The organism is Rhizobium sp. L9, assembly GCF_002531885.1.
Lineage (GTDB): Bacteria > Pseudomonadota > Alphaproteobacteria > Rhizobiales > Rhizobiaceae > Rhizobium.
The window spans coordinates 251288-275419 of sequence record NZ_NWSZ01000005.1; the positions used below are offsets into that span (position 1 = coordinate 251288).

Genomic DNA, 24132 nt, shown 5'->3' on the forward strand with positions numbered 1-24132 from the left:
ATTGCCGAGTGCAGACGTCTCCGGCCGGCGACGGGTTGTTCTTACCCGAGTTAGCGCCTTGCACTCGGTCGCACGGTCGGGCAGGTTGACGGCCCGACGATCGATTCAAGGAGGCCGATGTGGCGCGAAGCTACAGCGTCTATGACGTGTTCACCGATCGAAAGCTTGCGGGCAACCCACTCGCAGTGGTTTTCGACGGCGACAATCTCAGCGACGAGGCGATGCAGGCGATCACCCGGGAGATTAATCTCTCCGAAACGGTTTTCGTGCAGCCTTCGACCAATCCCGCCTACGCGGCGAAGCTCAGAATCTTCACGCCGGGCCGGGAGCTGCCCTTTGCCGGCCATCCCACGGTCGGCACTGCGGTGGCGCTGGCCGAGCGGGCTCATGGCGCAGCGGCGCTCGATCTCGTCATGGTGCTCGAGGAAAACGTCGGGCCGGTGCGTTGCGCCGTGCGGCTGAGGCAGGGTGAGGCGAGCTTTGCCGAATTTGACCTGCCGCGCAAATCGCAGCAGGCCGTCATGCCGCTCGACAAGCTCGGCATCGCCGATGCGCTGTCGCTGAAGGTCACCGAAATCGGCTTTGAAAATCACGTCCCCTCGGTCTGGAGCGCCGGCGTTCCGTTTCTGCTCATTCCGGTGCACGATGTCGGCACGGCTCAGCGGGTGGAATTCGATCCGCAGCTTTGGGAGAAGATCGTGCCCTTCGCCGATGGCGCGCTTGCCTCGGCCTATGTCTATTGCCGCGGCGGCGTCAACCACGTTGCGAAGTTCCATGCGCGCATGTTCGCCAGCGGCATGGGCATCGTCGAGGATCCGGCCACCGGCGCGGCGGCGGCGGCGCTCTCCGGAGCAATCCGCCATTTTGACCGGCTAACGGACGGGCACCACCCGATCATGATTGAGCAGGGCGTCGAGATGGGTCGTCCGTCCTTCATCCACCTGCATATCGATGTCGAAGGCGGGACGATTTCCAACGCGCGGATCGGCGGCCAGGCGGTGCGGCTGGCGAGCGGCACACTTGAGCTTTGAGTTTGCGAGAGCGCCGCGCTCCGTCAGCCGGGACGCTCTATCACCTTGAATTGGCGCATCATCCTTCTCGAAGATCGATTCCGAGTTCTAGGAGTGTGTGCCGCATTTCGGCGCTGCGGAAAAATCTTTGAGATTAACCAAAGAATTTTCGCTGATGCGCTGGACAAGCCTGCCGATCCTGTTTATACGCCCCGTCACACCGCGCAGCCAAGCGCGAACGGGTGATTAGCTCAGTTGGTAGAGCAGCTGACTCTTAATCAGCGGGTCGTAGGTTCGAGCCCTACATCACCCACCAAATCTCTTGATAAGATTGATTGAATAGCGTCAGCGCATGGTCTTGTTTCTAGGCCGACCGCATGTTTCGGCATGACTGGCCGTGTCGACCTGCGCACCCTATCTCTCCCCTATTAACGGGAGGGGTCATGAGAACCGTCATATTCATCGTGGCTTTATCCTTGCCGCTGCCGGCCTTTGCAGCGAGCGCAGTGGAGGTCAAAGCGGGGGACCACAGCTGCAGCGAGCTTGCGCAGATCATCCGGCAGAACAAGAAGGTCTTTGTCCGTGTCGGCCTCGGCGGCCGCAGCTTCCGCTACCCGCCGGCGCAGTGCGACATGGGCGACAAGCGCAGCACGACAAGCGTTGGCGATGCCGAAGGGAGGACTTGCGTTCTGGATTATGCCTGCGTGTTTGACCCGGCGTCGCCCTATAATTTCCCCTGAAGAATTCGTTCTCAGTTGCGTGGGATATCATCCAAAACCGCTCACGTTTTTTGTCGTTCATCACGCTCTCGCCTCCAGGAGTTCCCATGAAAAGCCTCTTTTTGGCCTTCGCCCTGTTGTTTCCGTCCGCAGCCCTTGCCGCCGAGGCGGTAGAGGTCAATGCCAGGGATCACAGCTGCAAGGAGCTTGCGCAAATCATCCGTAAGGACAAAGCCGTTTTCGTGCGCATGGGCATCGGCGGTCGCAGCTTCCGTTATCCGCCGGCCCGATGCAATCTGGGTGACAAGTACGACACTGCAACGGTGAGGGATAGAGACGGGAAGATGTGCGTTCTCGACTACGAGTGCGTGTACGATCCGCAATCCTTCTACAACAGGATTCCCAACTAACATCGGGCTGCAGGGGCGCTTCACGCGGCGAGCGTGAAATCGCCCGGTCTTCCCCGACAGGCCAAGAAAAAAGGCCGGGCGAAACTCGCACCGACCTTCCTCGATCTGTCTCAATGACGGCTGCCAGTACATCCGTGGTCAGCCGTCAGAGACAAATTTAATAATCTCTAAATAAGTGCCGATTTGCGGTTATTCAAGGGCCGGCCGTAGATAAGAAGCCGTGCCGGCGCGTCACCAGTTCCCCGGGACCATTGCATAGATCCTCCTTGGCGTGTCCTGCCGGATACGCCAAGGAGGCATCTAGCGCGACTCCTTACGACCGGGCAGCGATTACTGCTGGGCAGGAGCGGCCGGCGGGGTGGCCGGTGCAGGTGCCGGAGCAGGCGTTGCGCTGTTATCGGTCGGAGCGATCGGCTTAGCCGGGGCCGGCTCGGACTGGGTCGTGGAGGCTGTCGTATCCGGCGAAGTGCCGGGAGATGTGCTGCTCCACTGCGAATAGGCGAATGCAGCAACAGCGATCACGGCCAATGCAGCAACCCAAACAACCCACGTATTGCTGCTGCGCGCCGGCGGCGTCGTGCGCAGGTCCAGGTTCGGGTTCAGCGGGCGGTTCGGATCGTTGGCATTATTGGGGTCGTACGTCATGGTACTTTCTCCTCTTTCGGTGTGTGAGAAATGGACGAGCGGGACTTTTGTTCCATTCTGGGGGCGAAGCGTTTGTATTGCCGGGGTTTTTGGGGTTGGAGCGGCTTCTCGAGCGGCAGCGAAAGGCAATTGCGGGGGATGACACCTGAGGAGATCGCTGGCTGTCATATGTACGGCACAGCCGCCGTATAGACGGACCTAACCGCAGCGGAAGCGTCGTCCTTGACAGGACGGGGTGTCTTTGCCAATGCTTTGGTTCTGGGGTTGCGATCACCCCACGAGGCGACATGCTGAAGAATCGCGTCCGGTACAACCGATCAACGGAGGGACGCGTGATGCCGTCATTTCTCGAGATATCTCCCGACAAGCTCAGCCGCCTCATCGGAACACCCGGTGCGCCCTGCATCATCGACGTCCGCACGGACGAGGATTTCGCGCTCGATCCGCGCCTGGTGCCGGGCTCGATCCGGCGCGACCACGCCGAGGTTGCGTCGTGGGCTGATGGCATCGATGCCGATGCCGTCGTCGTGGTCTGCCACAGGGGAGCCAAACTCAGCCATGGCGTCGCCGCCTATCTCAGGCATGCGGGGATTGAGGCGGAAAGCCTCGAAGGCGGTTTCGAAGCCTGGGCCGCGGCCGGACCAGCGGTACCCGAGGCGAAGCTGCCGCGCCGCGACGGGCTGGGGCGCACCGTGTGGGTGACCAGGGCGCGGCCGAAAATCGACCGCATCGCCTGTCCTTGGCTGATCCGGCGCTTCGTCGATCCGAGCGCTGTCTTCCTGTTCGTGCCGGCCCCTGAGGTTGTCGCCGTCGGCGAGCGCTTCGGAGCTGCGCCCTTCGATATCGAGGACGTGTTCTGGAGCCATCGCGGCGAGCTCTGCACATTCGACGTGATGGTCGAGGAATTCGGGTTGGCGTCCGAACCGCTCTTGCGCCTGGCACGGATCGTCAGGGCGGCGGATACGGCCAGGCTCGATCTGGCACCCGAGGCGTCCGGTCTGCTTGCCGCCTCGCTCGGCCTCTCCAGAATGTATTCCGACGATCTGGAGCAACTCGAGGCCGGAATGCTTCTCTACGATGCCTTCTTCCGCTGGTGCCGTGATGCGACCGACGAGACCCACAACTGGCCCGCGCCGAAAAAGAGGGCATGAGATGGTCGATATGACGGAGAACGCGCCCGCCGGACAGGCGGGCAAGAAGGATGCGGGCGAGGGGCATCACCACGGCGTTTCGTTCGGGGAGGCCTTCCGGGTGTGGCTGCGCGTCGCCGCCTTGAGCTTCGGCGGCCCGGCCGGCCAGATCGCCGTCATGCACCGGATCATCGTCGACGAAAAGCGATGGATCGGCGAGCACCGCTTCCTGCATGCCCTGAATTATTGCATGCTGCTTCCTGGGCCGGAGGCCCAGCAGCTCGCCGTCTATATCGGCTGGCTGATGCACCGCACATTGGGGGGGCTCGTCGCCGGCGCGCTCTTCGTGCTGCCGGGCTTCCTGTCGATCCTTGGCCTCAGCTATATCTACGCGGCTTACGGCAGCATCGGCATCGTCGCCGGCCTGTTCTTCGGCCTGAAGGCGGCCGTCCTTGCCGTCGTCGTGCAGGCAGTCATCCGCATCGGCAGCCGCGCGCTGAGGAACCGCGTCATGCTTGCCATCGCGGCCGTGGCCTTCGTCGCCATCTTCTTCTTCCACGTGCCGTTCCCGCTGATCGTGCTGGCCGCCGGCATCGGGGGTTTCCTCGGCGGCCAGTTCGGGCTTGCTGCCTTTAGTCCGGGCGGCGGCCACAAGGCCGCAAGCGACGCGGTGCTGTCGGATGCCGAATCGGCGCTGGGCGAGGGTATTCCCGCGCATGCGCGCGCCAACCTCGCCTGGTCGCTGCGCATATCGGCCATACTGCTCGCCCTCTGGCTGGTGCCGGTCGCCGCCCTTTACGCGTTCTTCGGACAAGGTGACGTCTTCAGCCAGATCGGCCTGTTCTTCAGCAAGATGGCGGTCGTCACCTTCGGCGGCGCCTATGCCGCGCTCGCCTATGTCGCGCAGCAGGCCGTGCAGCATTTCGGCTGGCTGAAACCCGGCGAGATGCTGGACGGTCTCGGAATGGCCGAGACCACGCCGGGGCCGCTGATCATGGTGCTCCAGTTCGTCGGCTTCATGGCCGCCTTTCGCAATCCCGGCTCGCTCGATCCGATGCTTGCCGCCACCCTTGCCGCGATACTGACGACATGGGTGACCTTCGTGCCCTGTTTCCTCTGGATATTCCTCGGCGCGCCCTTCATCGAAAAGCTGCGCGGCAATGTGGCGCTTGCCGGGGCAATGTCGGCGATCACGGCAGCGGTGGTCGGAGTCATTCTCAACCTCGCCATCTGGTTCGGGCTGCATACGCTGTTTGCCGAAGTCGCGCAGGTCAGTTTCGGCAACCTGCGGCTCGATATTCCAGAGCTGCAATCTGCCGTACCGGCGGCAATCGCGCTTTCCGCCGCCGCCGCCATCGCGCTCTTCCGCTTCAAGACCTCGGTTATCACGACGCTCTTCGGCTGTGCGATCGCCGGCATGCTATGGACACTGGCGATGAATTGATCAGGCCTCTGCTCCCTCGACGGGAATGCGGGTCGCGAGCATCTTGTCGATGCGCATGCCGTCCATGTCGAGTACCTCGAAGCGCCAGTCTTCGAAGAGGAAGGTTTCGCCGGCTTCCGGGATATGTTGAAGCTGATGCAGCGCGAAGCCCGCCAGCGTATGGAAATCGGCGTCGGGGCGATCCTTGAGGCCGAGCCGTTCGAAGGCATCGAAGGCCGGCATCATTGCGTCGATCAGCAGCGAACCGTCTTCCCGCACGACGATGTCGGGCTCCTCGTCGGCGCCCGGCAGATCGCCGGCGATGGCCTCGAGCAGGTCGGTCTGGGTGACGATACCCTCGAGACTGCCGTATTCGTCGACGACGATGGCGAGGCGTACGGGCGATGCCTTGAAGCTGTCGATGACGCGTACGACCTTGGTACCCTCATGCAGCACCAGTGGCTGCTTGATCACCTCCAGCGGCCTGACCTTGCCGCCGTCGAGGACCTGATCGAGAAGATCCTTCTTCAATACCATGCCGATCGGTTCGTCGATCGAGCCGCGGGCGACCAGCAACTGCTCATGGCTGCACTCTCGGATCGTCTTCAGAATCTCCGCCTCGCTGTCGTCGGCATCGAACCATTCGATGTCGAGACGCGGTGTCATGATGTCGGAGATCGGCCGGTCGCCGATGTTGAATACCCGCTCGACGAGTTGCTGCTGCACCTGGTTCAGAAGACCCGCCTCCTGGCTCTCGGCGACCAACAGCTTCAACTCCTGCGGTGAGTGGAACGAGGATTCTCCGGTTCCGGCGCGAAGGCCGACGGCTCGCAGCACAAGGTTGCCCATGCCGTTCAAGGTGAAGATCGCCGGCTTGAACAATAGCAGGAAGAGGCCGAGGGGCCGCACGACCGCAAGCGAGGTGGCCTCGCTGCGCTGCAGCGCCAGACTTTTGGGCGCGAGCTCGCCGAGCACGATATGCAGCGCCGTGATGATGACGAAAGCGATGACGATGGCGACGGTATGGGCGCCGGTCGTTACCCATGGCTCAGGCAGCCAGGAGAGCAGCGGTTCGATCAGGTGGGCGAGTGCCGGCTCGCCGACCCAGCCCAGAGCCAGCGACGAGATGGTGATGCCGAGCTGGGTGGCGGCGAGATTGGCGTCGAGATTGTCGATGGCGCGCTGGAGAGCGGAGGCATTCATGCGACCGGCCGCGACGAGCTCGGCAACACGGCTGCGCCTCATCGAAACCAGTGCGAATTCGGCGGCGACGAAGAAGCCATTGGCAGCGACGAGAAAGAACACGGCTAGTATCCCGACAAAGTCGAAGAGCCCGCCCGCGGATTCGGACATATTTTGCTTACCCCTGAATTGATGCGAGTCCGAAACTACACGCTCGCACAGAGCTGGCAAGGCGCGGCCGCCATTCTTGCGATGCCGCGGCGCTTATCGCTTCGGCGCTTCGAAGAGCTCGACAGGGTTTCCGGCCGGGTCTTCCAGCAGGATCTGCTTGCCGCCGATGCCCTGGACTATGTCGTTGCGAAAATGCGCGCCCGCCTGGCGCAGCTTGGTGACTTCGGCTTGGAGGTCGGCGACTTCGATCTGGATGCGGTTCCATCCGCCGGGCTCCGGTTTTCGTCCGTCGGGCATTGCCTGGGAGGCGCCGCCCGGTCCGGTCGTGCCACTGACGAGCAGACGAAAACCGTCCCTCGTCAGAATGGCGAAGCCTGGGGCCGGGTGAAGCGCGACCGAGAAGCCGAGATGCCGAGTGTAGAATTCCAACGCGGCGTCGACGTCGTCAACGATATAACGCATGCTGATGCCAGGCATGATTTCCTCCATCATCTCTTAAGTCGAGCGATCCCATGCGGCGGGTCCAACGGCGCCCGCGCTCGAGCGAAGGCGCGGAGCAACGCTCCGTCATTTGAATCTGCGCCTAATTCCGCAGAAAATCGAATCTCGATCTTCGGGGCTATGCGTGGATTGCGTCGTGTCGGGAAAAGGGCTGTCCGCTGGAATGTATAAGATTGAACTAAAATATGAGGACAACCCTGCAGGCGCCGGATTCCATTACCAAAAGTTAAATTAAGTTTCAGTTTCGGTTTATGTTTTCGGGCCTAATTTGCTCCTGCGCCCAACATGAGGAACCCCACATGAAAAAGCTCTTCGCAGCTCTTCTTTCCGCTTCCTTCCTTCTCTCGCCGATCATCGCCTCCCAAGCCAGCGCGGATGATTTTCGCCGCCCGCCTGTCGTCGTCCAGAAGAAGGTGATCGTCGAAAAGACCGTCGTGCGGCCGCATTGGAAGAAGGGATATCGCGTCAATGCCCGCGAACGTCGCCAGTTTCGCGACGTCAACGACTATCGCCGCTACCGCTTGGCGCCTCCGCCCCGCGGCTATCGCTGGGTGGCACCGACAACGATTTCCTGCTGATCGGCGTTACCAGCGGGGTGATCTCCAGCATTATCGTCGGACGCTGATTGGGAATGGATGAGGGCGGCGGAGGCCGTCCTTTCCGGCTTTGGGGAGAGAGGAGAGGACGTGCCGTGTGGCCCCCTCCGGCCTGCCGGCCATCTCCCCCACAGGTGGTAGATCGGCTGGGCGCGACGGCTTCCCCAAGCAACTCAAGTATGGTGATTGTCGATGCCGTTGGAGAGGGAGCGATGGTCAAGCCTCCTGCCGATCTCCCCCCTTGTGGGGAGATGGCCGGCAGGCCAGAGGGGGGTGCCAAGCACGCCGAGGCTGGCGGAAGGAAAGGCATGGTGTTTAGCGGTGATACGCCTTTCCAATCCTCCAGCATCTCCTCATCACCCCCGCCTGCATGGCACCACCCGCTCCGCGATAATGCCGAGCAATCCCCTTGCTTTACGCCCCGGCTCATCGGCAGCCTCATGCGTCAACGGATGCAGCCCCTCGATCGGCGGCAATGGATCGCATTCTTCGCAGACGCAGCGATAGGGTTTGATCGCTGTCGCCTTCATGCCGCCTGCCGGCTCCAGCTGGCGAAGGGGTCGGGCAGGTTGCGCCAGAGTTCAGGTGTGAAGGCATCGCTTTTCACCAGACAGGCGTCGAGTTCGCTCCTGATCCACGCCTCGTCCATCGGGTCAGCGCCGATGAAGACGATTTCTTGGCGGCGGTCGCCCCAGACGGGGTCGAGATAGGGGCCGATGGCGCTGATGAAGCAGGGTTCCTCGGGCCATTGTTCGCGCGGCACAGAAGCCCACCACAGGCCTATCTTGGAGGTGCGGACGATCGCGCCCGCCTGGCTGACCTCGCCGACATGGTGCGGCCGCGTCGCCAGCCAGAAGAAGCCCTTGGCGCGCACCACGCCCGGCCATGTCCTGTCGAGAAAGGCCTGCAATTTTGCCGGATGGAAGGGCCGCTTCTCGCGATAAACGAAGGAGCGAATGCCGTATTCCTCGGTCTCCGGCACGTGATCCCTGAAGCCGTGCAGTTCCTTGTACCAAAGCGGATGGGTCTCGGCCCTCCCGATGTGGAAACGGTCGGTGCCGAGCACCTCCTTCAGCGCAACCTTGCCGAAATCCGCCTCGATCAGTTTGATGTCCGGATTGAGGCCGACGATGATCTTGCGCGCGGCGTCGCGCTGTTCCTCGCTTGCCGTGCCAATCTTGTTCAGCACCACCACATCGGCGAATTCGATCTGCTCGACCAGCAGGTCGACGATCGTCCTGTTGTCCCCGTCGCCCGCGGTTTCGCCGCGGTCGGCGAGAAAATCGGCCGAGGCGTAATCGGCGAGCAGATTGGCGGCATCGACGACGGTCACCATCGTGTCCAGCCTTGCAACGTCGGACAGGCTTTCGCCATTCTCGTCGCGAAATTCGAAGGTGGTGGCGACGGGCAGGGGCTCAGCGATGCCTGTGGATTCGATCAGCAGGTAATCGAAGCGGCCCTGATCGGCGAGAGCGCGCACCTCCTTCAACAGGTCGTCACGCAGCGCGTGCAGCAGATGCAGCCATTGGTCATCTCGACCAGCTGTTCCTCGGTGCGCGAGAGATTGGCGCCACCATCGCGCACGAGTCTGGCGTCGATGTTCACCTCGCTCATATCGTTGACGATGACGGCGACGCGCAGGCCCTCACGATTGGTGAGCACATGGTTGAGCAGCGTGGTCTTGCCGGCGCCGAGAAAGCCGGAGAGCACCGTGACCGGAAGTCTGTTGTCCATGGGAACCTCATTTCCGTTAATGTTATATCATTACAAAGGTGGTGACGAAAAAAGGCGGAACGGGGTCATCCGCCTCTTTCCGCCTCAGCATTCTCCAGAGCGTCGCATAAGAGTCATGCGCTGGAGAGGCAAGCCTTCATGCTGTCGGCGATGCCGCGCATGAGGGTGAAGTAGAGATCGGGGCCGGCCTTGAGGGTCGCGGCTTCGGGGTCGAGTATGCCCGATTTGGCGCTCGTGCCTTCGATGACGACCTTGACGAGGCGCGGCTCGAACTGCGGCTCGGCAAAAACGCAGGTTGCGCCGAGTTCGCCGACCTTACGGTGGATTTCCGATACGCGCTCGGCGCCGGGAATGGTTTCCGGGCTGACTGTGATCGAGCCGGCGACGCGGATGCCGTAACGGTGCTCGAAATACTGGTAGGCGTCGTGGAAGACGACGAAGGGCTTGTCCTTGACGGGGGCGACGGTGGCGGCGATCTCCGTGTCCAGCGCCGTCAGCTTGTCATCAAGCACCTTGGCATTGGCCTGATAGGTCAGTGCATTGGCGGGATCGGCGGCGACCAGCGTGGTGGTGATGACAGTGGCCATCGCCTTCGCATTCATCGGATCGAGCCAGAGATGCGTATCGAAGGCGCCGTGTCCGTGCTCATGCTCTTCATGATCATCGTGATGCGCGTGGCCATCGTCACGTCCGGGCTCAGCCGCATGATCGTGACCATGATCATCTCCGGAGGCATTTTCATGGTCCCCGTCGTCATGCGGCTCGAAGGCGCCGCCTTCGCGGAAGGGCAGCTTGGTCAGGCCTGGCGCATTGTCGAGTTCGACGACGCTGGCGTTCGAGCCCAAAGCTTCGAGCGGCTTTTCGAGAAAAGCCTCCAGGTTCGGGCCGACCCAGAAGATGACCTTGGCCTCCTGTAGCGAGCGCGCGTTCGAAGGCTTCATGCTGTAGGTGTGCGGGGAGGAGGCGCCATCGACGATCAGCGCCGGCTCACCCACGCCCTCCATGATCGCCGCAACCAGCGAATGGATCGGCTTGATCGAGGTGACGACGACGGGCGCATCGGCGGCCCGCATCGTGCCGGCAAAGAGCAGGGCGGGGATCGCAAGGGCCGGGATGGCGAGGGCAGCCGGTATTCTGAGGGCCAGGCTGTCCAGGGCAGGCCCCAAGGCGCGTTTCATCGTATGCTCCGCTTGAATTGCAAATGTTATGTTATTACATCAATTGCGTTATGCTATAACGTGTGCAATAGCAGGATGCAACAGCGCTGTCGGAAAATTTGATGCTCTCTCCCGCAAATACCAAGGGCGAACGGCTGGTTTCGCTCGAAAATGTCGGCGTTCTGCGCGGCGGCCGCTGGCTGGTGCGCGGCGTCGAATTTTCCGTTTCGCGCGGCGAGATCGTCACGCTGATCGGCCCGAACGGCTCGGGCAAGTCGACGAGCGCCAAGGCCGCGATCGGTGTTCTGAAGCCGGATGAGGGCAGGGTGGAGCGACGCCCGGGCCTCAAGGTGGGCTATGTTCCGCAGAAGCTTTCGATCGACTGGACGCTGCCGCTGACGGTGCGCCGGCTGATGACGCTGACGGGGCCGCTGCCGGAGCGCGACATCCAGGCAGCGCTCGAAGCCGCCGGCGTCGCCCATATGATAGGCGCCGAGGTTCAGCATCTCTCCGGCGGCGAGTTCCAGCGGGCGCTGATGGCCCGGGCGATTGCCCGCAAGCCCGACCTGCTGGTGCTCGACGAGCCGGTGCAGGGGGTGGATTTCTCCGGTGAGATCGCGCTTTACGACCTCATCAAATCGATCCGCAACGCCAGCGGCTGCGGCATCCTGCTGATTTCCCACGATCTCCACGTGGTGATGGCCGAGACCGATACGGTGATCTGCCTCAACGGCCATGTCTGCTGCCGCGGAACGCCCGAGACCGTCAGCCGCAGCCCGGAATATGTGCGCCTGTTCGGCAGCCGGGCAGCCCAGACGCTTGCGGTCTACAGCCATCACCACGATCATACCCACCTGCCGGACGGCCGAGTGCGTCATGCCGACGGCACTGTGACGGATCATTGCTATCCCGAGGATGGGCATCATGCTCATGCGGGCCATGAACACGCGCATGACCACGGGCATGAGCACGCACATGGCTCCCATGAGCACGGGCATGACCACGCTCACGACGATCGTCACGGGCACGATCATGCGCATGAACACGCCCATTCCCGCAGCGGGGAGGGCCGCCATGCTTGACGATTTCTTCGTGCGCGCCATCCTTGCCGGCGTCGGGCTGGCGCTGACGACGGGGCCGCTCGGCTGCTTCATCATCTGGCGGCGCATGGCCTATTTCGGCGATACGATCGCCCATTCGGCGCTTCTCGGCGTCGCGCTGTCGCTGTTGTTCGAACTCAACCTGACGCTGGCCGTCTTCGCCGTCGCCGCGCTCGTATCGGTGTTGCTGCTCTTCCTGCAGAAGCGCCAGGCGCTCTCGGCCGATGCGCTGCTCGGCATCCTCTCTCATGCCACGCTGGCGATCGGCCTCGTCATGGTCGCCTTCATGAGCTGGGTCCGGATCGATCTCATCGCGTTCCTGTTCGGCGATATCCTTGCCGTGTCCACATCGGACATCGCGCTGATCTGGGGCGGCGGGCTCTTCGTGCTGGCGGCGATCGCCTGGCTCTGGCGGCCGCTGCTCGCGGCCACCGTCAATGCCGAGCTTGCCGAGGCCGAGGGGCTGCGGCCCGAGCGGGCGCGGCTCTTCTTCATGCTGCTGATGGCGGTCGTCATCGCCATTGCCATGAAAATCGTCGGCATCATGCTGATCACTTCGCTGCTGATCATTCCGGCGGCCGCGGCACGACGCTTCTCGGTCACACCGGAGATCATGGCGGTGCTCGCCTCGCTGATCGGGGCAGCCGCCGTCGTCGGCGGGCTGTTCGGCTCGCTCACCTACGACACGCCGTCCGGTCCCTCGATCGTGGTCGCGGCGCTGATCCTCTTCATTCTCAGCCTGCTTCCCGTCAGGCGCCGCGCGCTCGCGCAAGGACAAGGCTCATGACAACACCGCAGCTCACCAAGAACCAGTCGCTGGTTTTCGAGGTGCTTGAGAAGGCCGAGGGGCCGCTCAGCGCCTATACTATTCTCGACAAGCTGCGCGACCACGGTTTTCGTGCGCCGCTGCAGGTCTACCGGGCGCTGGAGAAGCTGCTCGAATACGGCGTCGTGCACCGACTCGAAAGCATCAATTCCTTCGTCGCCTGCGCCCATCCCGGCGACAATTGCCATAGCCACGGTATCGTCGCTTTCGCCATCTGCGAAAGCTGCGGCCAGGTGATGGAATTCCACGACCACGAGGTCGACCACCGGCTGATGGGCTGGGTGCGCGGGCAGAAGTTCAAGCCCGAGAAGACCACGATCGAGATCCGCGGATTGTGCGAGGCGTGCGCTGCGTGAGGCGGGGAGCTCCGTCCCGCTACAAAGGACACGGCATTCAATAACATAGGGCCGCAAACCGGCCCTCCGTTTATTAACAACCTTTTCCGTCCGGGTCATCCTCGCGCTGGCTTGGAGGATCTGCTTCGTGTCGACCCTACGGAGATGCTCGCGACAATCGCGAGCATCAGGAAAGGGGGGGCGCCCGCTCTGCCCGCCAGCTGAGTGGCGGGGCCAAGCCGCCTTAACCGTTCCGATCAGTTTTTGCCGGAATCACCCTTGCCGGCACCGTCATTGCCGCCCTTTCCGGCCCTATCGCTGCCTGCGTTGCCCGCGCCGTTGTTGCCGCCCCTGCCGGCATCGCCGTTGCTGCCGCTGCCGGCACCGTTGTTGCCTCCGCTGTCCGCGCCGTCCTGACCGCCTTTGCCAGCACCGTCATTGCCTGCGCTGCCTGCGCTGTCGTTGCCGCTCTTGCCGGCACCGTCATTGCCTCCGCTGCCCGCGCCGTCGTTGCCGCCCTTGCCGGCACCGCCGTTGCCGCCCTTGCCGGCACCGCCGTTGCCGCCGCTGCCCGTGCCGTCGTTGCCGCTCTTGCCGGCATCGCTATTGCCGCCGCTGCCCGCGCCGTCATTGCCGCCCTTGCCGGCACCGCCGTTACCGCCGCTGCCTGCACCGCCGTTACCGCCGCTGCCTGCACCGTCATTGCCGCCCTTGCCGTCATCACCGTTGCCTCCGCTGCCCGCGCCGTCGTTGCCGCCTTTGTCGGAACCGCCGTTGCCGCCCTTGCCATGGGCGTGATCTTCCCCGTCCTTGCTGCCGCTGTGATGGTCTTTCCCACCCTTACCGGGTTCATCGCTGGCGTGGTCGTGATCCTTTCCGCCTTTGTCGCGGCCGTGATGATCGTGGCCCTTGTCGCCCTTGTCGCCCTTGTCGCCCTTGTCGCCCTTGCCGCCCTTGCCGCCCTTGTCGCCCTTGCCGCCCTTGCCGCCCTTGTCGCCCTTGTCGCCCTTGCCGTCCTTATCGCCCTTGTCGCCCTTGCCGTCCTTATCGCCCTTGTCGCCCTTGTCGCCCTTATCGCCCTTGTCGCCCTTGCCGCCCTTGTCGCCCTTGTCGCCCTGGTCACCGCTGCCGCCCTCGTCGCCGCTGCCGCCCTGGTCGCCGCTGCCGCCCTGGTCGCCACTGCCGCCCTGGTCGCCACTGCCGCCCTGGTCGCCGCTGCCGCCCTCGTCGCCGCTGCCGCCCTGGTCACCGCTGCTGCCCTGGTCGCCGCTGCTGCCCTGGTCGCCGCTGCCGCCCTGGTCGCCGCCGCCGCCCTGGTCGCCGCTGCCACCCTGGTCACCACTGCCGCCCTGATCACCGCTACCGCCTTGGTCGCCGCTGCCGCCACTTTGGCCGACGTCTTTGCTGTCACCGTCATCGCTACCGTTGCCATTGCTGACGTGCGAGTTGGTGTTGGATATCTTCTTGCCACCGACGTCACGGCTGCTGCGATCCTTATCATTCGGACCGAACTTGTTATCAGCCGTTACTGCGCGGGTGGGCATGCACAGCCTGTATTCGAGGCTACCGCGGACTGCGGCCTTGCAATTAACAACTGTGGGGGCTGCCGTCGCCAAGCTGCTGCTTGCCAGAAGGGACGCCACAGCAAGGCTGAACTTCGCTGCTCTGCTGATCATTTCACTGGTCTCCCAAGGTTAACTAACCGTTAATTGGGAGAATATTTATACTAACAAGGAATTAATATGAAGAACAAACCAGGATTAACCTGTTCCTTTCATATAATACGGTTAAATTCGCAAGTATAAAATTTTAATAAATTTTTATACTGGCTGTGCTATTCTCTGAAGACGAACTGAGGGAATCGGCTATGAAGCGTCTCCTTTCTCTTGCCTTCTTTTGGGTGATTTTATCGCATTTTCATGCAGTTGCCGGATCGTCACTGCCTGTGACGCGAAGCATCGGCGCGCCGGTGGGATTCGCTGCCGCCTGTGCCAAATACAGGTGGCTTTGCGGCAGGATGGCGTCACAACAGTTCGACGAGCAGGCTGGGATTGGGCTTCTTCAAAAGATCAATCGTGCCGCAAATCGGCGTATCGTTTCGGCAGAAGATCGCTCTCCCTCCGGAAACGGGGATGTTTGGTCTTTGCCGGTGGCCGGCCGTGGCGACTGTGAGGACTACGCCCTTCAGAAAATGAAGGACCTGGTCGACGCCGGTTTTCCATCGAACAGGCTGGCACTTTCCGTGGTGATTGGACCACACGATCAAAACCATGTCGTTCTGATTGCCCGCACGGCTCAGGGCGATTATGTGCTCGACAATCTCACCAGCGCCGTTAAGCCTTGGCGCACGACGGGTTATACGTTTCTGGCCACCCAGGATTTCCAGTCGCGCACCGGCTGGCGCGTGACGCTTGCCGGTCCGCGCGCCGGTGAGTTCTCGTGATCTGCAAGCCGCAAGGCGGCGCGCGCGCTATCTTTGCCGAAAGCTCAGCCGAGCCAGGAGCGGGCCCGTGACCAAAACCGAACTTGCCGATCTCTATCGCGGCTACATCGCCTGCCTGAACCGGCAGGACTGGCTCAATCTCGGCCAGTTTGTCGATGACGGTGCGGTTCATAACGGCCGGCGGCTTGGACTTGCGGGCTACATCGCCATGCTGGAGCGGGATTTCGATGAGATTCCCGATCTTTCTTTCAGCGTGCGGATGCTTCTTAGCGATCCGCCTTACGTTGCTTGCCGGCTGGGCTTCGACTGTTCGCCGAAAGGAAAGTTTCTCGGGCTTGATGTGAACGGGAGGCGCCTCTCCTTCGCCGAGAACGTGATCTACGAGTTTCGCGGTGGGAAGATCATCGAGGTTTGGTCGGTCATCGACAAGCCGACGATCGAGGCCCAACTTGGGGACGGGCTTTGACCGAGCGGAGCGGGACTTCGTCAGATGATGGCGACGCGCTCGCCGAAGGGCGTGTCCGCGTCGAAATTGCCGGTGCCGATCCGATCGCTTTCACCGGACAATAGCCGCTGTTCCGTCGCGTCTTCGCCGCTTTCTTCCCCTTCGCCGGATGGGGCGTGCCCATGCCGCTTTTCTGGATGTTCGTCTTGGTCGACGAGAAGATCCGCATGCGGAACAAGATTGCCCGCACCATTCGTGTCCGCAACTCCCTTCGATGCCTGCTGGTCAGCGGTGATACGCGACTGGCGGGCGGCAACCCAGGCATTGTCGGGTTCCGAGCCGATCGAGGTGCTGATGCCGAGCTTGGTGGGCTCCGACTCGGCGGTGGAGGAGATGCGGTTGACGGCTTCGACCATGGGGCACTCCTGCTGGTGTGAACCGGCGGACCAGTTGAGCCGTCATCCGACCGCTGATTGGCCGATCCGGGATTCAAATATTGGGCCTCAGCGGGAAAACGCAAGACGGCATGGCTACTCCCGGAAAGGCGGAATCAGGTGCAAAGGCGGGAAATTCGACGATGGATTGCATGGCTGGCAAGCTGCCTGGTGCGTGCAAGATGTAAGAATCAGAAACACTTTGTGACTAAGTTACTACAAAAGCTGCGCTTTTCGACTTGCGGGGCAAGTAGAGATGACGGATATTGCTCACATGTTGAGGACGCTCTCATGATCCGAATGATAGAAGACCCTGCCGAACTGGCTGGCGAAGACATCACTGGCAAATATATTCTCCGGAAGCTGAATTATCATTGGTTCGCTTACGGCAAGGCGGCCATCGTGACCGCCTGTAAAGGCACGATCCTCCATCTCGATCGGGAGGAAACGGTGTATTCCGAGCGCTGGGGTCGTCGTGCCTATACCGGGAGCGGTAAGCGTTATCCCGGCGGTATCTGTCCCATTTCGGCGGTCGCCTGCGTTTGCGATACCCCCGATGACGTCAATGCCGTCATTCAGCTGGATGTCGAAGCGCAGGACGAATTCTATCAGCTGATCGCCAAGACGGAAGCCAGAGTTCGGGCGCTTGCCGCTTCGTCGGGAGAGAACCAGTTTCTGGAAGCGGCCGAATAGGCGTTTTTCAACAATATCCAATATTGCCGCAACGACAGTCTGCGGCCACGCAACTTCGGAAACAATGACGTCTGTTATCAGGGGGGCGGGTCCGTTTGCGTCTTGCCACGGGTTGTTGCGGGCGTATCACCTCCTAAGTCAGGCATAAGACTGTCAGACTTTTGCGGCCGCTGCCGACAGCAGAAGGCGCTCGCCCCGGTGGAACGGAAAAACCGTCATGACGCAGGACCACAGCCAGCCGCGTCGCTCGTTTGCGGCGGCGCCATCGGTCAGATCGCTCGCGATAACCGTCGCAGTGATGGTTGTCGCACTGTTCTGGCCCGCCGGCACGTTCGCCTGGCCACGCGGCTGGATCTTTCTCGGCCTTTTCCTGGCGCTGACTGCAATCGCGCTCGTCTGGATCTGGCGGACGAATCCGGAATTGTTTGCGGCGCGTAGCCGATATCAGAAGGGAACCAAGCGCTGGGACGCCGTGGTCGCGACGCTGACGATCATTCTCTTTGCTGCCATTCTTCCGGTCGGCGCGTTCGACGACGGCCGTTTCCACTGGTCGCCGCAACCCTGGTGGGTCGTTGTCCTCGGCTATCTCCTGATGAGCGCGGGCTATCTCGGCCTCACCTGGGCGCAATCGGTCAACCGGCATTTCGAGCCGACGGTGCGCATCCAAACCGATCGCGACCACAAGGTGATCGACAGCGGGCCCTACGCCGTGATCCGCCACCCCGGCTATGCAACCGCCATTTTTCTCGCCGCCGGAGCGGCGCTGTCACTCGGGTCGCTCTATGCTTTGATTCCCGTGGGGCTGCTCGTCGTGGTGCTCTTTGGCCGGACGCTCGGAGAGGAGGCGGAGTTGCGCAAGGGGCTTGAAGGATATGCGGAGTATGTGGAACGGGTACGCTGGCGCTGGATCCCGGGTGTCTGGTGAGGGGACCGTAATATCCGATTACTTGCCCTTCACTTGCGCTCCTTGCAATCGCTCCTGTCGTCGCTCACCCCCTCATCTGCCTGCCGGCATCTTCTCCCCGCTGGGGATGCCCGTCAGGCAGATGAGGGGGTGAGGAGCGGAAGCGACGCACGCCTTGAGCGTAAGCGAAAGGTAAATGAGGCATATTTTCCTGGAAGAGGCGTCCTCTCAATCACCCAATCACCCTGAGATCCCGCGCAAACCGCTGCCAATTCGCCACATAATTTTCCGCCGAGCGGCGAATACCCTCGACAGCCGCTTCGTCAAGCACCCGCACCACACGGGCGGGCGCGCCGACGATTAACGAGTTGTCAGGGAATTCCTTGCCCTCCGTCACCAGCGCATTGGCGCCGACGAGGCAGTTGTTGCCGATCTTTGCGCCGTTGAGAATGGTCGCTCCCATGCCGATCAGCACGTTGTCGCCGAGCGTGCAGCCATGGAGAATGGCGTGGTGGCCGATGGTACAGCCCTTTCCCGTCGTCAGCGGAAAGCCCATGTCGGTATGGGCCATGACGCCTTCCTGGATGTTGGTGCCGGCGCCGATGGTGATCCTCTCATTGTCGCCGCGCAGCACCGAGCCGAACCAGATGCCGACATTTTCGCCAAGTTCGATATCGCCGATCACATGCGCATCCGGCGCGATCCAGTGGAGGCCGGCGGGCGGCAGTTTGGGGGTCAATCCGCCAAGCGCATAGACGGGCATCGGTCTCTCCTTAGATAATGTCGACCGAGAGCGTCGCAACACCGTCGATGCCGCAGGTGATGCGGTCGCCCCTCGCAACCGCGCCGACGCCGGCCGGCGTGCCGGTCATGATCACGTCGCCGGGCGCCAGCACGAAGAGCTTCGAGAGTTCGGCGATGATTTCCGGCACCTTCCAGATCATCTGGTTGAGGTTGCCGTCCTGGACACGTCGGCCGTTCTGCTCCAGCCAGATCCGGCCTTCAGTGGGATGGCCGAGGCGGCTTGCCGGGACGATTGCGGAGACCGGGGCGGATTGCTCGAAGGCCTTGGCAAGCTCCCAGGGACGGCCGAGCTTCTTGGCCTCGCCCTGCAGGTCGCGGCGGGTGAAATCAATGCCGACGGCATAGCCATAGATGCAGCCGAGCGCATCGGCGGCCTGAATGTTCGCCCCGCCCAATTTCAGCGCCAGCACACATTCGACCTCGTAATGCACGTCGTTCGACAGCGGCGGGTAAGGGAAAGCATTGCCAGCCGGCAGCAGGTTGTCGGGGTTCTTTTGGAAGAAGAAGGGCGGTTCGCGAGAGGGATCGTGACCCATCTCGATCGCATGGTCGGCATAATTGCGCCCGACGCAATAGACGCGGCGCACCGGAAAGCGCTCGTCGCTGCCTTCAACCGGCAGCAGAACCGGTGCGGGACGCGGGATGACGGTGGCGGGATGGGGCATAGCGGGCCTTTCCAGTACTTATCGAGTCTTTGGCTCATCTTAGACGGAAAACCGCACGGCGGGGAAGCGTTCCCGGCAGATTGACGCTGCCGCCGCAGGGCGATATCGTTTCTGCCATGAGCCGGATTTTCGCAGTCTGCACGACGTCTACGACCACCGTTTGGCGGTGGGTGGCAGACGCGTGAACTGATCCGTTCATTGCAGAAGACACCAACCTGCCGGAAACGAGCGGGTTTTTTTGTTGCCGCTCGTCTCCCGCATTCGAGGACGAGATCGTGGACGAACTCCAGAAACAGAATCTTGCCGAGCGGGCGCTTGCCGCTGCCGGCTGTTGTCTCGCCAGCCGCTATGCGGGGGCTGCCTTTGCATATGTCACCGGCTCCATCATGCGCGGTGAGGGGACCACGTTTTCGGACATCGATCTCGTCGTGGTGTTTCCGTCGCTCCAGACAGCCTGGCGGGAATCGTTCACCGAAGACGGTTTTCCGGTCGAGGCCTTCGTCCACGATCCGCAGACGCTGGCGCATTATCTCCATGCAGATGCGGAGAGCGGCTGTCCGATCATGGTCAATATGGTTGCGACGGGCAGCATCGTAGGGCCGAATATCGAGCGCGCCCGCGCTATCCAGGCAAAGGCGGCGAAAGTGCTGGCGGCAGGGCCGAAACCTCTCGACGGCCCAAGCTACGATATGCTGCGCTATCAGGTCACGGATCTCGCCGACGATCTGCGCGGCGCCCGCCCGCCCGAAGAGATCGCCGCTATCTCAGCACTTCTCTACCAGAAGCTAGCCGACCTCATCCTGCTCGGGCGCGGCGCATGGACCGGCCGCGGCAAGTGGGCGCCGCGCCTCATCAGGAAGCTCGAGCCGCAATTGGCGGCCGAATTCGATATTGCGTTCAGGCTTGCGGTGCAGGGTAACAACGGCCGGTTCCTCGCCTTGGCCGACAGGGAGCTCGACTTACACGGCGGGCGCTGTTTCAATGGCTTCAAGCAGGAGGCTCCGGTGGCGGCGCGGCGGTCGGAAGAGTATCTGTAACATTGGCGAGTGTTCGAGATTGGATGGAAGATGTTTGCGACCGAATTCAAGAATGCCTCTCAGCCGCGAGTGAGGCGTACCGGCAGATTGCTGCTCAGAATTCCCATGCAACGGGATCTCGAGTTCCTCACTCGACTTTTTTCGCGGCCGGAAGTGGTCGCGCATCGACCCGTGCCCCGGCCCGATACGCCGGAGGAAAGTGCAGCACGGCTTGCGCGTGACATCGGCCATTGGAAAGATCATGGGTTCGGGCGTTGGGCGGTCGAGTCAGACAATGCCCTTATAGGATTTGGCGGCGTAACCGTTTCCAAGGAATTCGAGGGCGTCAATCTTTCCTATCATCTGCAACCTGATAGCTGGGGACGCGGATATGCCACGGAATTGGTCAGGGAAACGCTGACCTTTGCCTTCGACGATCTGCAGGCGGAGAAGGTGATCGGATTGGTTCGAACCGCCAATGCCGCTTCGAGACGCATTCTTGAGAAATGCGGCTTCTGTTTCGAGCGCGAGGTGATCCTGCACGGCGCGCCCACCAACATGTACATGTTCGCGAGGTCGTCCAGACGCCCACAGTAACAGTGCGCAGGCCCAGGACGATCTCTGCTTGGCACCAGAAGCGGTCACTATGAAAGCCATTTCGCTCGTCCTCAGCCCTTGGTCGCCTCGACTCTGGTCGTTGGCTTCAGCAGGAAAAGGCGAGGATCGATCCGATCACCTGCCAGCGTCCCATCGGCTCAGCCAGAATGAACCGTGCAAGAATCATGGTGATGATCGGGATCAGGGCGATGATAATGCCGGCGGTGGTGGCATCGGCATATTCGAGGCCGACAAAGATCAGCCCCTGGCAGATGGCGAGCCCCATTTCGCCGATGACGAGCAGTTCGAGGCCGCGGGCCCGCACGAGTGCCACCATCGCGCCGAAATGCCGGTGCAAGATCGGCATCAGGATCGCCCAGGCGATCAGCACCCGCCAGAAGCAAAGCGCTCAGGGCGGCATCTCCGAAGAAACCCATTTCGCGGCGATATAGACGCCGGCCGACAGCAGCCAGCAGACCCCCCCACGGAATAGGTGCCTGCAAGCGAACCGCTCGCCGCCTGTTCCGTCTCGACCGTGTCGCGATGGACCGCCAAGACATGTATCGCCATGGCCCAGTTATGCCAAAATTCCCGAGGGCTGCACGATGAAGGCAACGGCACTTCGCCTGTTGCGCGAGGACGACGTTCAGCGTCGGCGGGCCGGCTACGATGAAAACGCAGCATTTCCCGATCGCTGGGCGCTTGGGCCGATCGCCGACGAGCCTCGGCCGCTTCGCGCCATAAGCCGCCATTCCGCCTCACGCGGGTGATTAGATCACGAATTCCTCTTGGTACGCCTGTGGCTCAGGGACGACCGTAACCTCCACCGGAACGATCCAATTTGCCACGTAGCTTTCGCAGTCGGAACGCTGGAGGTCGGGCTGCACGCACCCCGCCGCATCGACCGCGCGACATCGTAGCGTATATCGCCCCACTTCTTCAGGGGTCCACATGTACTCCCACAAGCGCCATGCAAAGGGGCGTTCTGTTTCGAGAAGCCTTGCCTCGCGCCAGCCCCTGCCATCTCCGGTGCAGACCTGAACCTGCCGGACAGCAGCCTCTCCGCTCCAGGCGGCTCCGAAAATCCGGTACGGTTGGCCGACGATGAGATGCGCCCCCTGTACGGGGCGCGCGATCTGCGCTTTGACCTCCATCTCCGCAAGGGGGACCAGCGTAGGTTCCCCGAGGCTGCGCTCCCAACGGAAATAGTCGCGCGCTTGCCAATAGCCAAGGAAGGGTTGCTCCACGACCGTGATATGCGTGATCCACTTGACCCAAGCCATGCCGTACCAGCCACCCACGACCGCGCGTAGCGGGTGGCCGTGATCGCGCGTCAACGGCTCCTCGTTCATCGAATAGGCAAGGATCGTGCTGTCAGCGATGGCCTTCTCAAGCGGTAAACTGCGCGCAAAAGCGATGGGGCCGGGAGAAGCCGTTTTCTTGTTCGTGTCGACGACGCCGCTGTCGGCGCCAATGAGCAGAACCTCACGTGCGGTTCGCTTAATACCGGCCAGTTCCAGAATCTCGCGCAGAAGAACACCTGTCCACGCGGCATTGCCGACGGCGCCGTTCTGCCACTGCAGCCCCTCCCGTGGCGGCACATAGTAGACGCGCCCGTTCCCCGCGCATTCGACGACTGCGGTGAATTTCGTGCTCCGCATCGCCTTGATGCTGTCGAGGTCAAGTTCGATCGGCCGCTCCACCGCCCCGTCAATACGCAATCTCCAGTCTCGCGCATCGAGCTCCGGTGACGGAAAATGGTTTCGCACGAAGAACAGCTCGGTTGGGATTAGCCCATCGGAGAGCGACGCAAACGGAAACTCGATGTTTGGTGGGGACTTCTGTCGAACTATCAGACTGGGTTGCTGTGGTGTCGGCATCGTCCTCGTCTCCCCTTCCAAGAGCACAACGTCGGCTCTCCATTGCGCGAATTCCCTCGGTCACATCGCTCCTCGCAGTGCGTCTGTCGCATTCCGCCTAAGGGCAGCATTCTAGCACATACCGCACCTTGCTCGGACCGACCTCGACCGGCAGCAAAGGGCCGATAGTGGTCAACGCGTCACGGCAATTTTGTACCAGCCGCGGACACCGCGCCCCCGCAAAGGACCAAACTAACCAAGAGCCCCTTGCTCCGCGCAAATCCTGTCGATCAGTGCATCGAGTTCACCTCTCGGCGGGCGGCTTTTGGCCAGCCGCTGCTTGAGGTGCATGATCGGTTCGGCGAGGATTTCATCGAGGCTCTCGGCACAGGTGAAGTCGCCCGCCACACGCTTGACCTTGGAATTGTCGAAAATTGCCGTCCAAGCCTTGTCGCCGAGGAGGGAGCCGATCCATTCCGGATTGTACTTGATCAACGTGTCCGTCGGCACATGGACGATCTTCGCCTCCACGCCGAGCAATCTTGCGATCGTCATTTGAATATCGTCCCAGATGTGGGCTCTGTCCGAGGTGATGTGGAAAATCTCATTCAGCGCGGCCTTTTTACCGAAAAGCCCGACGAAGGGCACGGCGAAGTCGACTGAGCGGGTGAGCGTCCAGGGCGTGTGGCCGTCCCCGGCCACGATGATGGGGTCGCCGTCGAGCATTCGCCTTGCCATGATATCGCTGTCGCCCATCATGATCGGCAGGCCGGTGCGGACGGTGTGGCTGGGGCGGACGATCGTCCACGCAAGATCGCCGGATTTCCTGAGCAGTTCCTCGCAGGCGATCTTGGCCTGGCTGTAGGGCCAGTAAGGATTCATCGCCGGGGTCTCCTCGGAGATCACGTAATGACGCGGCGGCTTTTCGTAGACCGAGGCCGATGAGATGAAGATGTATTGGCCGCAATTGCTCGAAAAGACCCCGATGTCACGCGACACTTGATCCGGCGTGAAGGCGATGAACTGGCAGACGACGTCGTAATTCGCCCTGGCGAGATCGACATAGGCGGCCGATCCAAGTTCGCCGACGATCGAGGTTACCCCCTCAGGCAAGGCGGCGCTTCTCAGGCCGCGATTGAAGACGCTGACATGATGGCCTTCGGCAACGGAGCGTTCGACGCATGGATGGGAGATCTGGCCGGTGCCGCCAATGAAGAGGACTTTCAAAGCCATGGAGTGACCTCAGGGTCTGTGGGCGGGATATGCGGTCACTCTTCATAGCGCGAAAGAGCTTGATCGTCTTCCGCAAATCGCAGGCCACACTGGCGGTCGG

The 24132-nt window shown here is 62.0% G+C and carries 25 protein-coding genes, 1 tRNA gene and 3 pseudogenes; 17 read left to right on the plus strand and 12 right to left on the minus strand.

Annotated elements, in window-relative coordinates; translation table 11 throughout:
• The first annotated feature begins 119 nt into the window (after positions 1–119).
• The 4 genes from CO660_RS06510 (at position 120) to CO660_RS06525 (ending at position 2139) form a co-directional block, all read left to right on the plus strand.
• Complete coding sequence (locus CO660_RS06510; protein WP_097598052.1) at positions 120–1031, plus strand: PhzF family phenazine biosynthesis protein; 912 nt, start codon at positions 120–122, stop codon at positions 1029–1031.
• Between the two features lie 219 nt (positions 1032–1250).
• Positions 1251–1326 (plus strand) — tRNA-Lys (locus CO660_RS06515).
• 127 nt (positions 1327–1453) lie between these two features.
• Positions 1454–1750, plus strand: coding sequence for a hypothetical protein (locus CO660_RS06520; protein ID WP_085778665.1), 297 nt, complete (start codon positions 1454–1456; stop codon positions 1748–1750).
• Between the two features lie 86 nt (positions 1751–1836).
• Positions 1837–2139 (plus strand): hypothetical protein, encoded by a 303-nt coding sequence (locus CO660_RS06525; RefSeq protein WP_085778664.1) that lies wholly within the window; start codon positions 1837–1839, stop codon positions 2137–2139.
• Positions 2140–2469: 330 nt separating this feature from the next.
• On the opposite strand, the gene CO660_RS06530 is transcribed toward CO660_RS06525, so the two are convergent.
• Positions 2470–2784: a hypothetical protein gene (locus CO660_RS06530; protein WP_085778663.1), complete on the minus strand. Its 315-nt coding sequence runs from the start codon at positions 2782–2784 to the stop codon at positions 2470–2472.
• Between the two features lie 335 nt (positions 2785–3119).
• Between CO660_RS06530 and CO660_RS06535 the strand changes: the two genes are divergently transcribed.
• Both CO660_RS06535 and chrA read left to right on the plus strand, forming a co-directional pair.
• Complete coding sequence (locus tag CO660_RS06535) at positions 3120–3935, plus strand: sulfurtransferase/chromate resistance protein (protein WP_097598053.1); 816 nt, start codon at positions 3120–3122, stop codon at positions 3933–3935.
• 1 nt (position 3936) lies between these two features.
• Positions 3937–5358, plus strand: coding sequence for a chromate efflux transporter (chrA, locus tag CO660_RS06540; protein WP_097598054.1), 1422 nt, complete (start codon positions 3937–3939; stop codon positions 5356–5358).
• Here the strand turns inward: chrA and CO660_RS06545 are convergent, their stop codons facing one another.
• Both CO660_RS06545 and CO660_RS06550 read right to left on the minus strand, forming a co-directional pair.
• Positions 5359–6690, minus strand: a complete 1332-nt coding sequence (locus tag CO660_RS06545; protein ID WP_097598055.1) for a hemolysin family protein — start codon at positions 6688–6690, stop codon at positions 5359–5361.
• Between the two features lie 93 nt (positions 6691–6783).
• Entirely contained in the window at positions 6784–7167 is a 384-nt protein-coding gene (locus tag CO660_RS06550) for a VOC family protein (protein ID WP_097598056.1), read from the minus strand.
• A 323-nt stretch (positions 7168–7490) separates the two neighbouring features.
• Between CO660_RS06550 and CO660_RS06555 the strand changes: the two are divergent.
• A pseudogene (locus tag CO660_RS06555) lies at positions 7491–7816 on the plus strand (RcnB family protein).
• Between the two features lie 497 nt (positions 7817–8313).
• On the opposite strand, the pseudogene CO660_RS06560 reads toward CO660_RS06555, so the two are convergent.
• A pseudogene (locus CO660_RS06560) lies at positions 8314–9521 on the minus strand (GTP-binding protein).
• Positions 9522–9634: 113 nt separating this feature from the next.
• Positions 9635–10699: a zinc ABC transporter substrate-binding protein gene (locus CO660_RS06565; RefSeq protein WP_097598057.1), complete on the minus strand. Its 1065-nt coding sequence runs from the start codon at positions 10697–10699 to the stop codon at positions 9635–9637.
• Between the two features lie 101 nt (positions 10700–10800).
• Here CO660_RS06565 and CO660_RS06570 point away from each other — a divergent pair, with 101 nt between their 5' ends.
• Genes CO660_RS06570 through CO660_RS06580 form a run of 3 tightly spaced genes read left to right on the plus strand, consistent with a single transcriptional unit; the run spans position 10801 to position 12960 of the window.
• Complete coding sequence (locus CO660_RS06570) at positions 10801–11760, plus strand: metal ABC transporter ATP-binding protein (protein WP_097598058.1); 960 nt, start codon at positions 10801–10803, stop codon at positions 11758–11760.
• A complete protein-coding gene (znuB, locus tag CO660_RS06575; RefSeq protein ID WP_088685340.1) occupies positions 11753–12565 on the plus strand; it encodes a zinc ABC transporter permease subunit ZnuB in 813 nt (270 codons plus the stop codon). Before CO660_RS06570 ends, znuB begins: the two co-directional genes overlap by 8 nt.
• The gene (locus CO660_RS06580) at positions 12562–12960 is read left to right on the plus strand and encodes a Fur family transcriptional regulator (RefSeq protein WP_064694566.1); all 399 of its coding nucleotides are present in this window, start codon (positions 12562–12564) and stop codon (positions 12958–12960) included. Before znuB ends, CO660_RS06580 begins: the two co-directional genes overlap by 4 nt.
• Positions 12961–13196: 236 nt before the next feature.
• Here the strand turns inward: CO660_RS06580 and CO660_RS33745 are convergent, their stop codons facing one another.
• On the minus strand, positions 13197–14615 hold the full coding sequence (locus tag CO660_RS33745; RefSeq protein ID WP_245421299.1) for a hypothetical protein: 1419 nt from the start codon (positions 14613–14615) through the stop codon (positions 13197–13199).
• 191 nt (positions 14616–14806) lie between these two features.
• On the opposite strand from CO660_RS33745, the gene CO660_RS06595 reads away from it, so the two are divergent.
• Positions 14807–15382 (plus strand): transglutaminase-like cysteine peptidase, encoded by a 576-nt coding sequence (locus CO660_RS06595; RefSeq protein WP_097598059.1) that lies wholly within the window; start codon positions 14807–14809, stop codon positions 15380–15382.
• Between the two features lie 67 nt (positions 15383–15449).
• Entirely contained in the window at positions 15450–15848 is a 399-nt protein-coding gene (locus tag CO660_RS06600) for an ester cyclase (protein ID WP_097598060.1), read from the plus strand.
• Between the two features lie 20 nt (positions 15849–15868).
• Here CO660_RS06600 and CO660_RS06605 read toward each other — a convergent pair whose 3' ends face one another.
• On the minus strand, positions 15869–16243 hold the full coding sequence (locus CO660_RS06605) for a hypothetical protein (protein WP_097598061.1): 375 nt from the start codon (positions 16241–16243) through the stop codon (positions 15869–15871).
• A gap of 309 nt (positions 16244–16552) precedes the next feature.
• Here CO660_RS06605 and CO660_RS06610 point away from each other — a divergent pair, with 309 nt between their 5' ends.
• Together CO660_RS06610 and CO660_RS06615 are read left to right on the plus strand one after the other, a co-directional pair.
• Positions 16553–16954, plus strand: a complete 402-nt coding sequence (locus CO660_RS06610) for a hypothetical protein (protein WP_097598062.1) — start codon at positions 16553–16555, stop codon at positions 16952–16954.
• 217 nt (positions 16955–17171) lie between these two features.
• On the plus strand, positions 17172–17879 hold the full coding sequence (locus tag CO660_RS06615) for an isoprenylcysteine carboxylmethyltransferase family protein (protein WP_097598063.1): 708 nt from the start codon (positions 17172–17174) through the stop codon (positions 17877–17879).
• Positions 17880–18090: 211 nt separating this feature from the next.
• Here CO660_RS06615 and CO660_RS06620 read toward each other — a convergent pair whose 3' ends face one another.
• The gene (locus tag CO660_RS06620) at positions 18091–18621 is read right to left on the minus strand and encodes a gamma carbonic anhydrase family protein (RefSeq protein WP_097598064.1); all 531 of its coding nucleotides are present in this window, start codon (positions 18619–18621) and stop codon (positions 18091–18093) included.
• Positions 18622–18631: 10 nt separating this feature from the next.
• On the minus strand, positions 18632–19327 hold the full coding sequence (locus CO660_RS06625; protein WP_085778646.1) for a fumarylacetoacetate hydrolase family protein: 696 nt from the start codon (positions 19325–19327) through the stop codon (positions 18632–18634).
• A gap of 275 nt (positions 19328–19602) precedes the next feature.
• On the opposite strand from CO660_RS06625, the gene CO660_RS06630 reads away from it, so the two are divergent.
• Both CO660_RS06630 and CO660_RS06635 read left to right on the plus strand, forming a co-directional pair.
• Positions 19603–20364, plus strand: coding sequence for a nucleotidyltransferase domain-containing protein (locus tag CO660_RS06630; protein ID WP_097598065.1), 762 nt, complete (start codon positions 19603–19605; stop codon positions 20362–20364).
• Between the two features lie 30 nt (positions 20365–20394).
• The gene (locus tag CO660_RS06635) at positions 20395–20940 is read left to right on the plus strand and encodes a GNAT family N-acetyltransferase (RefSeq protein WP_097598128.1); all 546 of its coding nucleotides are present in this window, start codon (positions 20395–20397) and stop codon (positions 20938–20940) included.
• A 115-nt stretch (positions 20941–21055) separates the two neighbouring features.
• On the opposite strand, the pseudogene CO660_RS06640 reads toward CO660_RS06635, so the two are convergent.
• Positions 21056–21510: pseudogene (locus CO660_RS06640) on the minus strand (DMT family transporter); the annotation flags it as partial.
• Positions 21511–21545: 35 nt separating this feature from the next.
• On the opposite strand from CO660_RS06640, the gene CO660_RS33215 reads away from it, so the two are divergent.
• Positions 21546–21710, plus strand: a complete 165-nt coding sequence (locus CO660_RS33215) for a hypothetical protein (RefSeq protein ID WP_176536239.1) — start codon at positions 21546–21548, stop codon at positions 21708–21710.
• Here the strand turns inward: CO660_RS33215 and CO660_RS06645 are convergent, their stop codons facing one another.
• Together CO660_RS06645 and CO660_RS06650 are read right to left on the minus strand one after the other, a co-directional pair.
• Positions 21711–22820 carry a sulfite oxidase gene (locus CO660_RS06645; protein ID WP_097598129.1) on the minus strand — a complete coding sequence of 370 codons (1110 nt, stop codon included), beginning with the start codon at positions 22818–22820 and terminating at the stop codon, positions 21711–21713.
• Between the two features lie 231 nt (positions 22821–23051).
• On the minus strand, positions 23052–24032 hold the full coding sequence (locus tag CO660_RS06650; RefSeq protein WP_097598066.1) for an SDR family oxidoreductase: 981 nt from the start codon (positions 24030–24032) through the stop codon (positions 23052–23054).
• Positions 24033–24132 lie beyond the last annotated feature (100 nt).

Coding starts and splice junctions, on each gene's coding strand:
- CO660_RS06520 (WP_085778665.1), top strand. CDS start 1,454: ATGAGAACCGTCATATTCATCGTGGCTTTATCCTTGCCGCTGCCGGCC.
- CO660_RS06525 (WP_085778664.1), top strand. CDS start 1,837: ATGAAAAGCCTCTTTTTGGCCTTCGCCCTGTTGTTTCCGTCCGCAGCC.
- CO660_RS06530 (WP_085778663.1), bottom strand. CDS start 2,784: ATGACGTACGACCCCAATAATGCCAACGATCCGAACCGCCCGCTGAAC.
- CO660_RS06535 (WP_097598053.1), top strand. CDS start 3,120: ATGCCGTCATTTCTCGAGATATCTCCCGACAAGCTCAGCCGCCTCATC.
- chrA (WP_097598054.1), top strand. CDS start 3,937: ATGGTCGATATGACGGAGAACGCGCCCGCCGGACAGGCGGGCAAGAAG.
- CO660_RS06545 (WP_097598055.1), bottom strand. CDS start 6,690: ATGTCCGAATCCGCGGGCGGGCTCTTCGACTTTGTCGGGATACTAGCC.
- CO660_RS06550 (WP_097598056.1), bottom strand. CDS start 7,167: ATGCCTGGCATCAGCATGCGTTATATCGTTGACGACGTCGACGCCGCG.
- CO660_RS06565 (WP_097598057.1), bottom strand. CDS start 10,699: ATGAAACGCGCCTTGGGGCCTGCCCTGGACAGCCTGGCCCTCAGAATA.
- CO660_RS06570 (WP_097598058.1), top strand. CDS start 10,801: ATGCTCTCTCCCGCAAATACCAAGGGCGAACGGCTGGTTTCGCTCGAA.
- znuB (WP_088685340.1), top strand. CDS start 11,753: ATGCTTGACGATTTCTTCGTGCGCGCCATCCTTGCCGGCGTCGGGCTG.
- CO660_RS06580 (WP_064694566.1), top strand. CDS start 12,562: ATGACAACACCGCAGCTCACCAAGAACCAGTCGCTGGTTTTCGAGGTG.
- CO660_RS33745 (WP_245421299.1), bottom strand. CDS start 14,615: ATGATCAGCAGAGCAGCGAAGTTCAGCCTTGCTGTGGCGTCCCTTCTG.
- CO660_RS06595 (WP_097598059.1), top strand. CDS start 14,807: ATGAAGCGTCTCCTTTCTCTTGCCTTCTTTTGGGTGATTTTATCGCAT.
- CO660_RS06605 (WP_097598061.1), bottom strand. CDS start 16,243: ATGGTCGAAGCCGTCAACCGCATCTCCTCCACCGCCGAGTCGGAGCCC.
- CO660_RS06610 (WP_097598062.1), top strand. CDS start 16,553: ATGATCCGAATGATAGAAGACCCTGCCGAACTGGCTGGCGAAGACATC.
- CO660_RS06615 (WP_097598063.1), top strand. CDS start 17,172: ATGACGCAGGACCACAGCCAGCCGCGTCGCTCGTTTGCGGCGGCGCCA.
- CO660_RS06620 (WP_097598064.1), bottom strand. CDS start 18,621: ATGCCCGTCTATGCGCTTGGCGGATTGACCCCCAAACTGCCGCCCGCC.
- CO660_RS06625 (WP_085778646.1), bottom strand. CDS start 19,327: ATGCCCCATCCCGCCACCGTCATCCCGCGTCCCGCACCGGTTCTGCTG.
- CO660_RS06635 (WP_097598128.1), top strand. CDS start 20,395: ATGTTTGCGACCGAATTCAAGAATGCCTCTCAGCCGCGAGTGAGGCGT.
- CO660_RS33215 (WP_176536239.1), top strand. CDS start 21,546: ATGAAGGCAACGGCACTTCGCCTGTTGCGCGAGGACGACGTTCAGCGT.
- CO660_RS06645 (WP_097598129.1), bottom strand. CDS start 22,820: ATGCCGACACCACAGCAACCCAGTCTGATAGTTCGACAGAAGTCCCCA.
- CO660_RS06650 (WP_097598066.1), bottom strand. CDS start 24,032: ATGGCTTTGAAAGTCCTCTTCATTGGCGGCACCGGCCAGATCTCCCAT.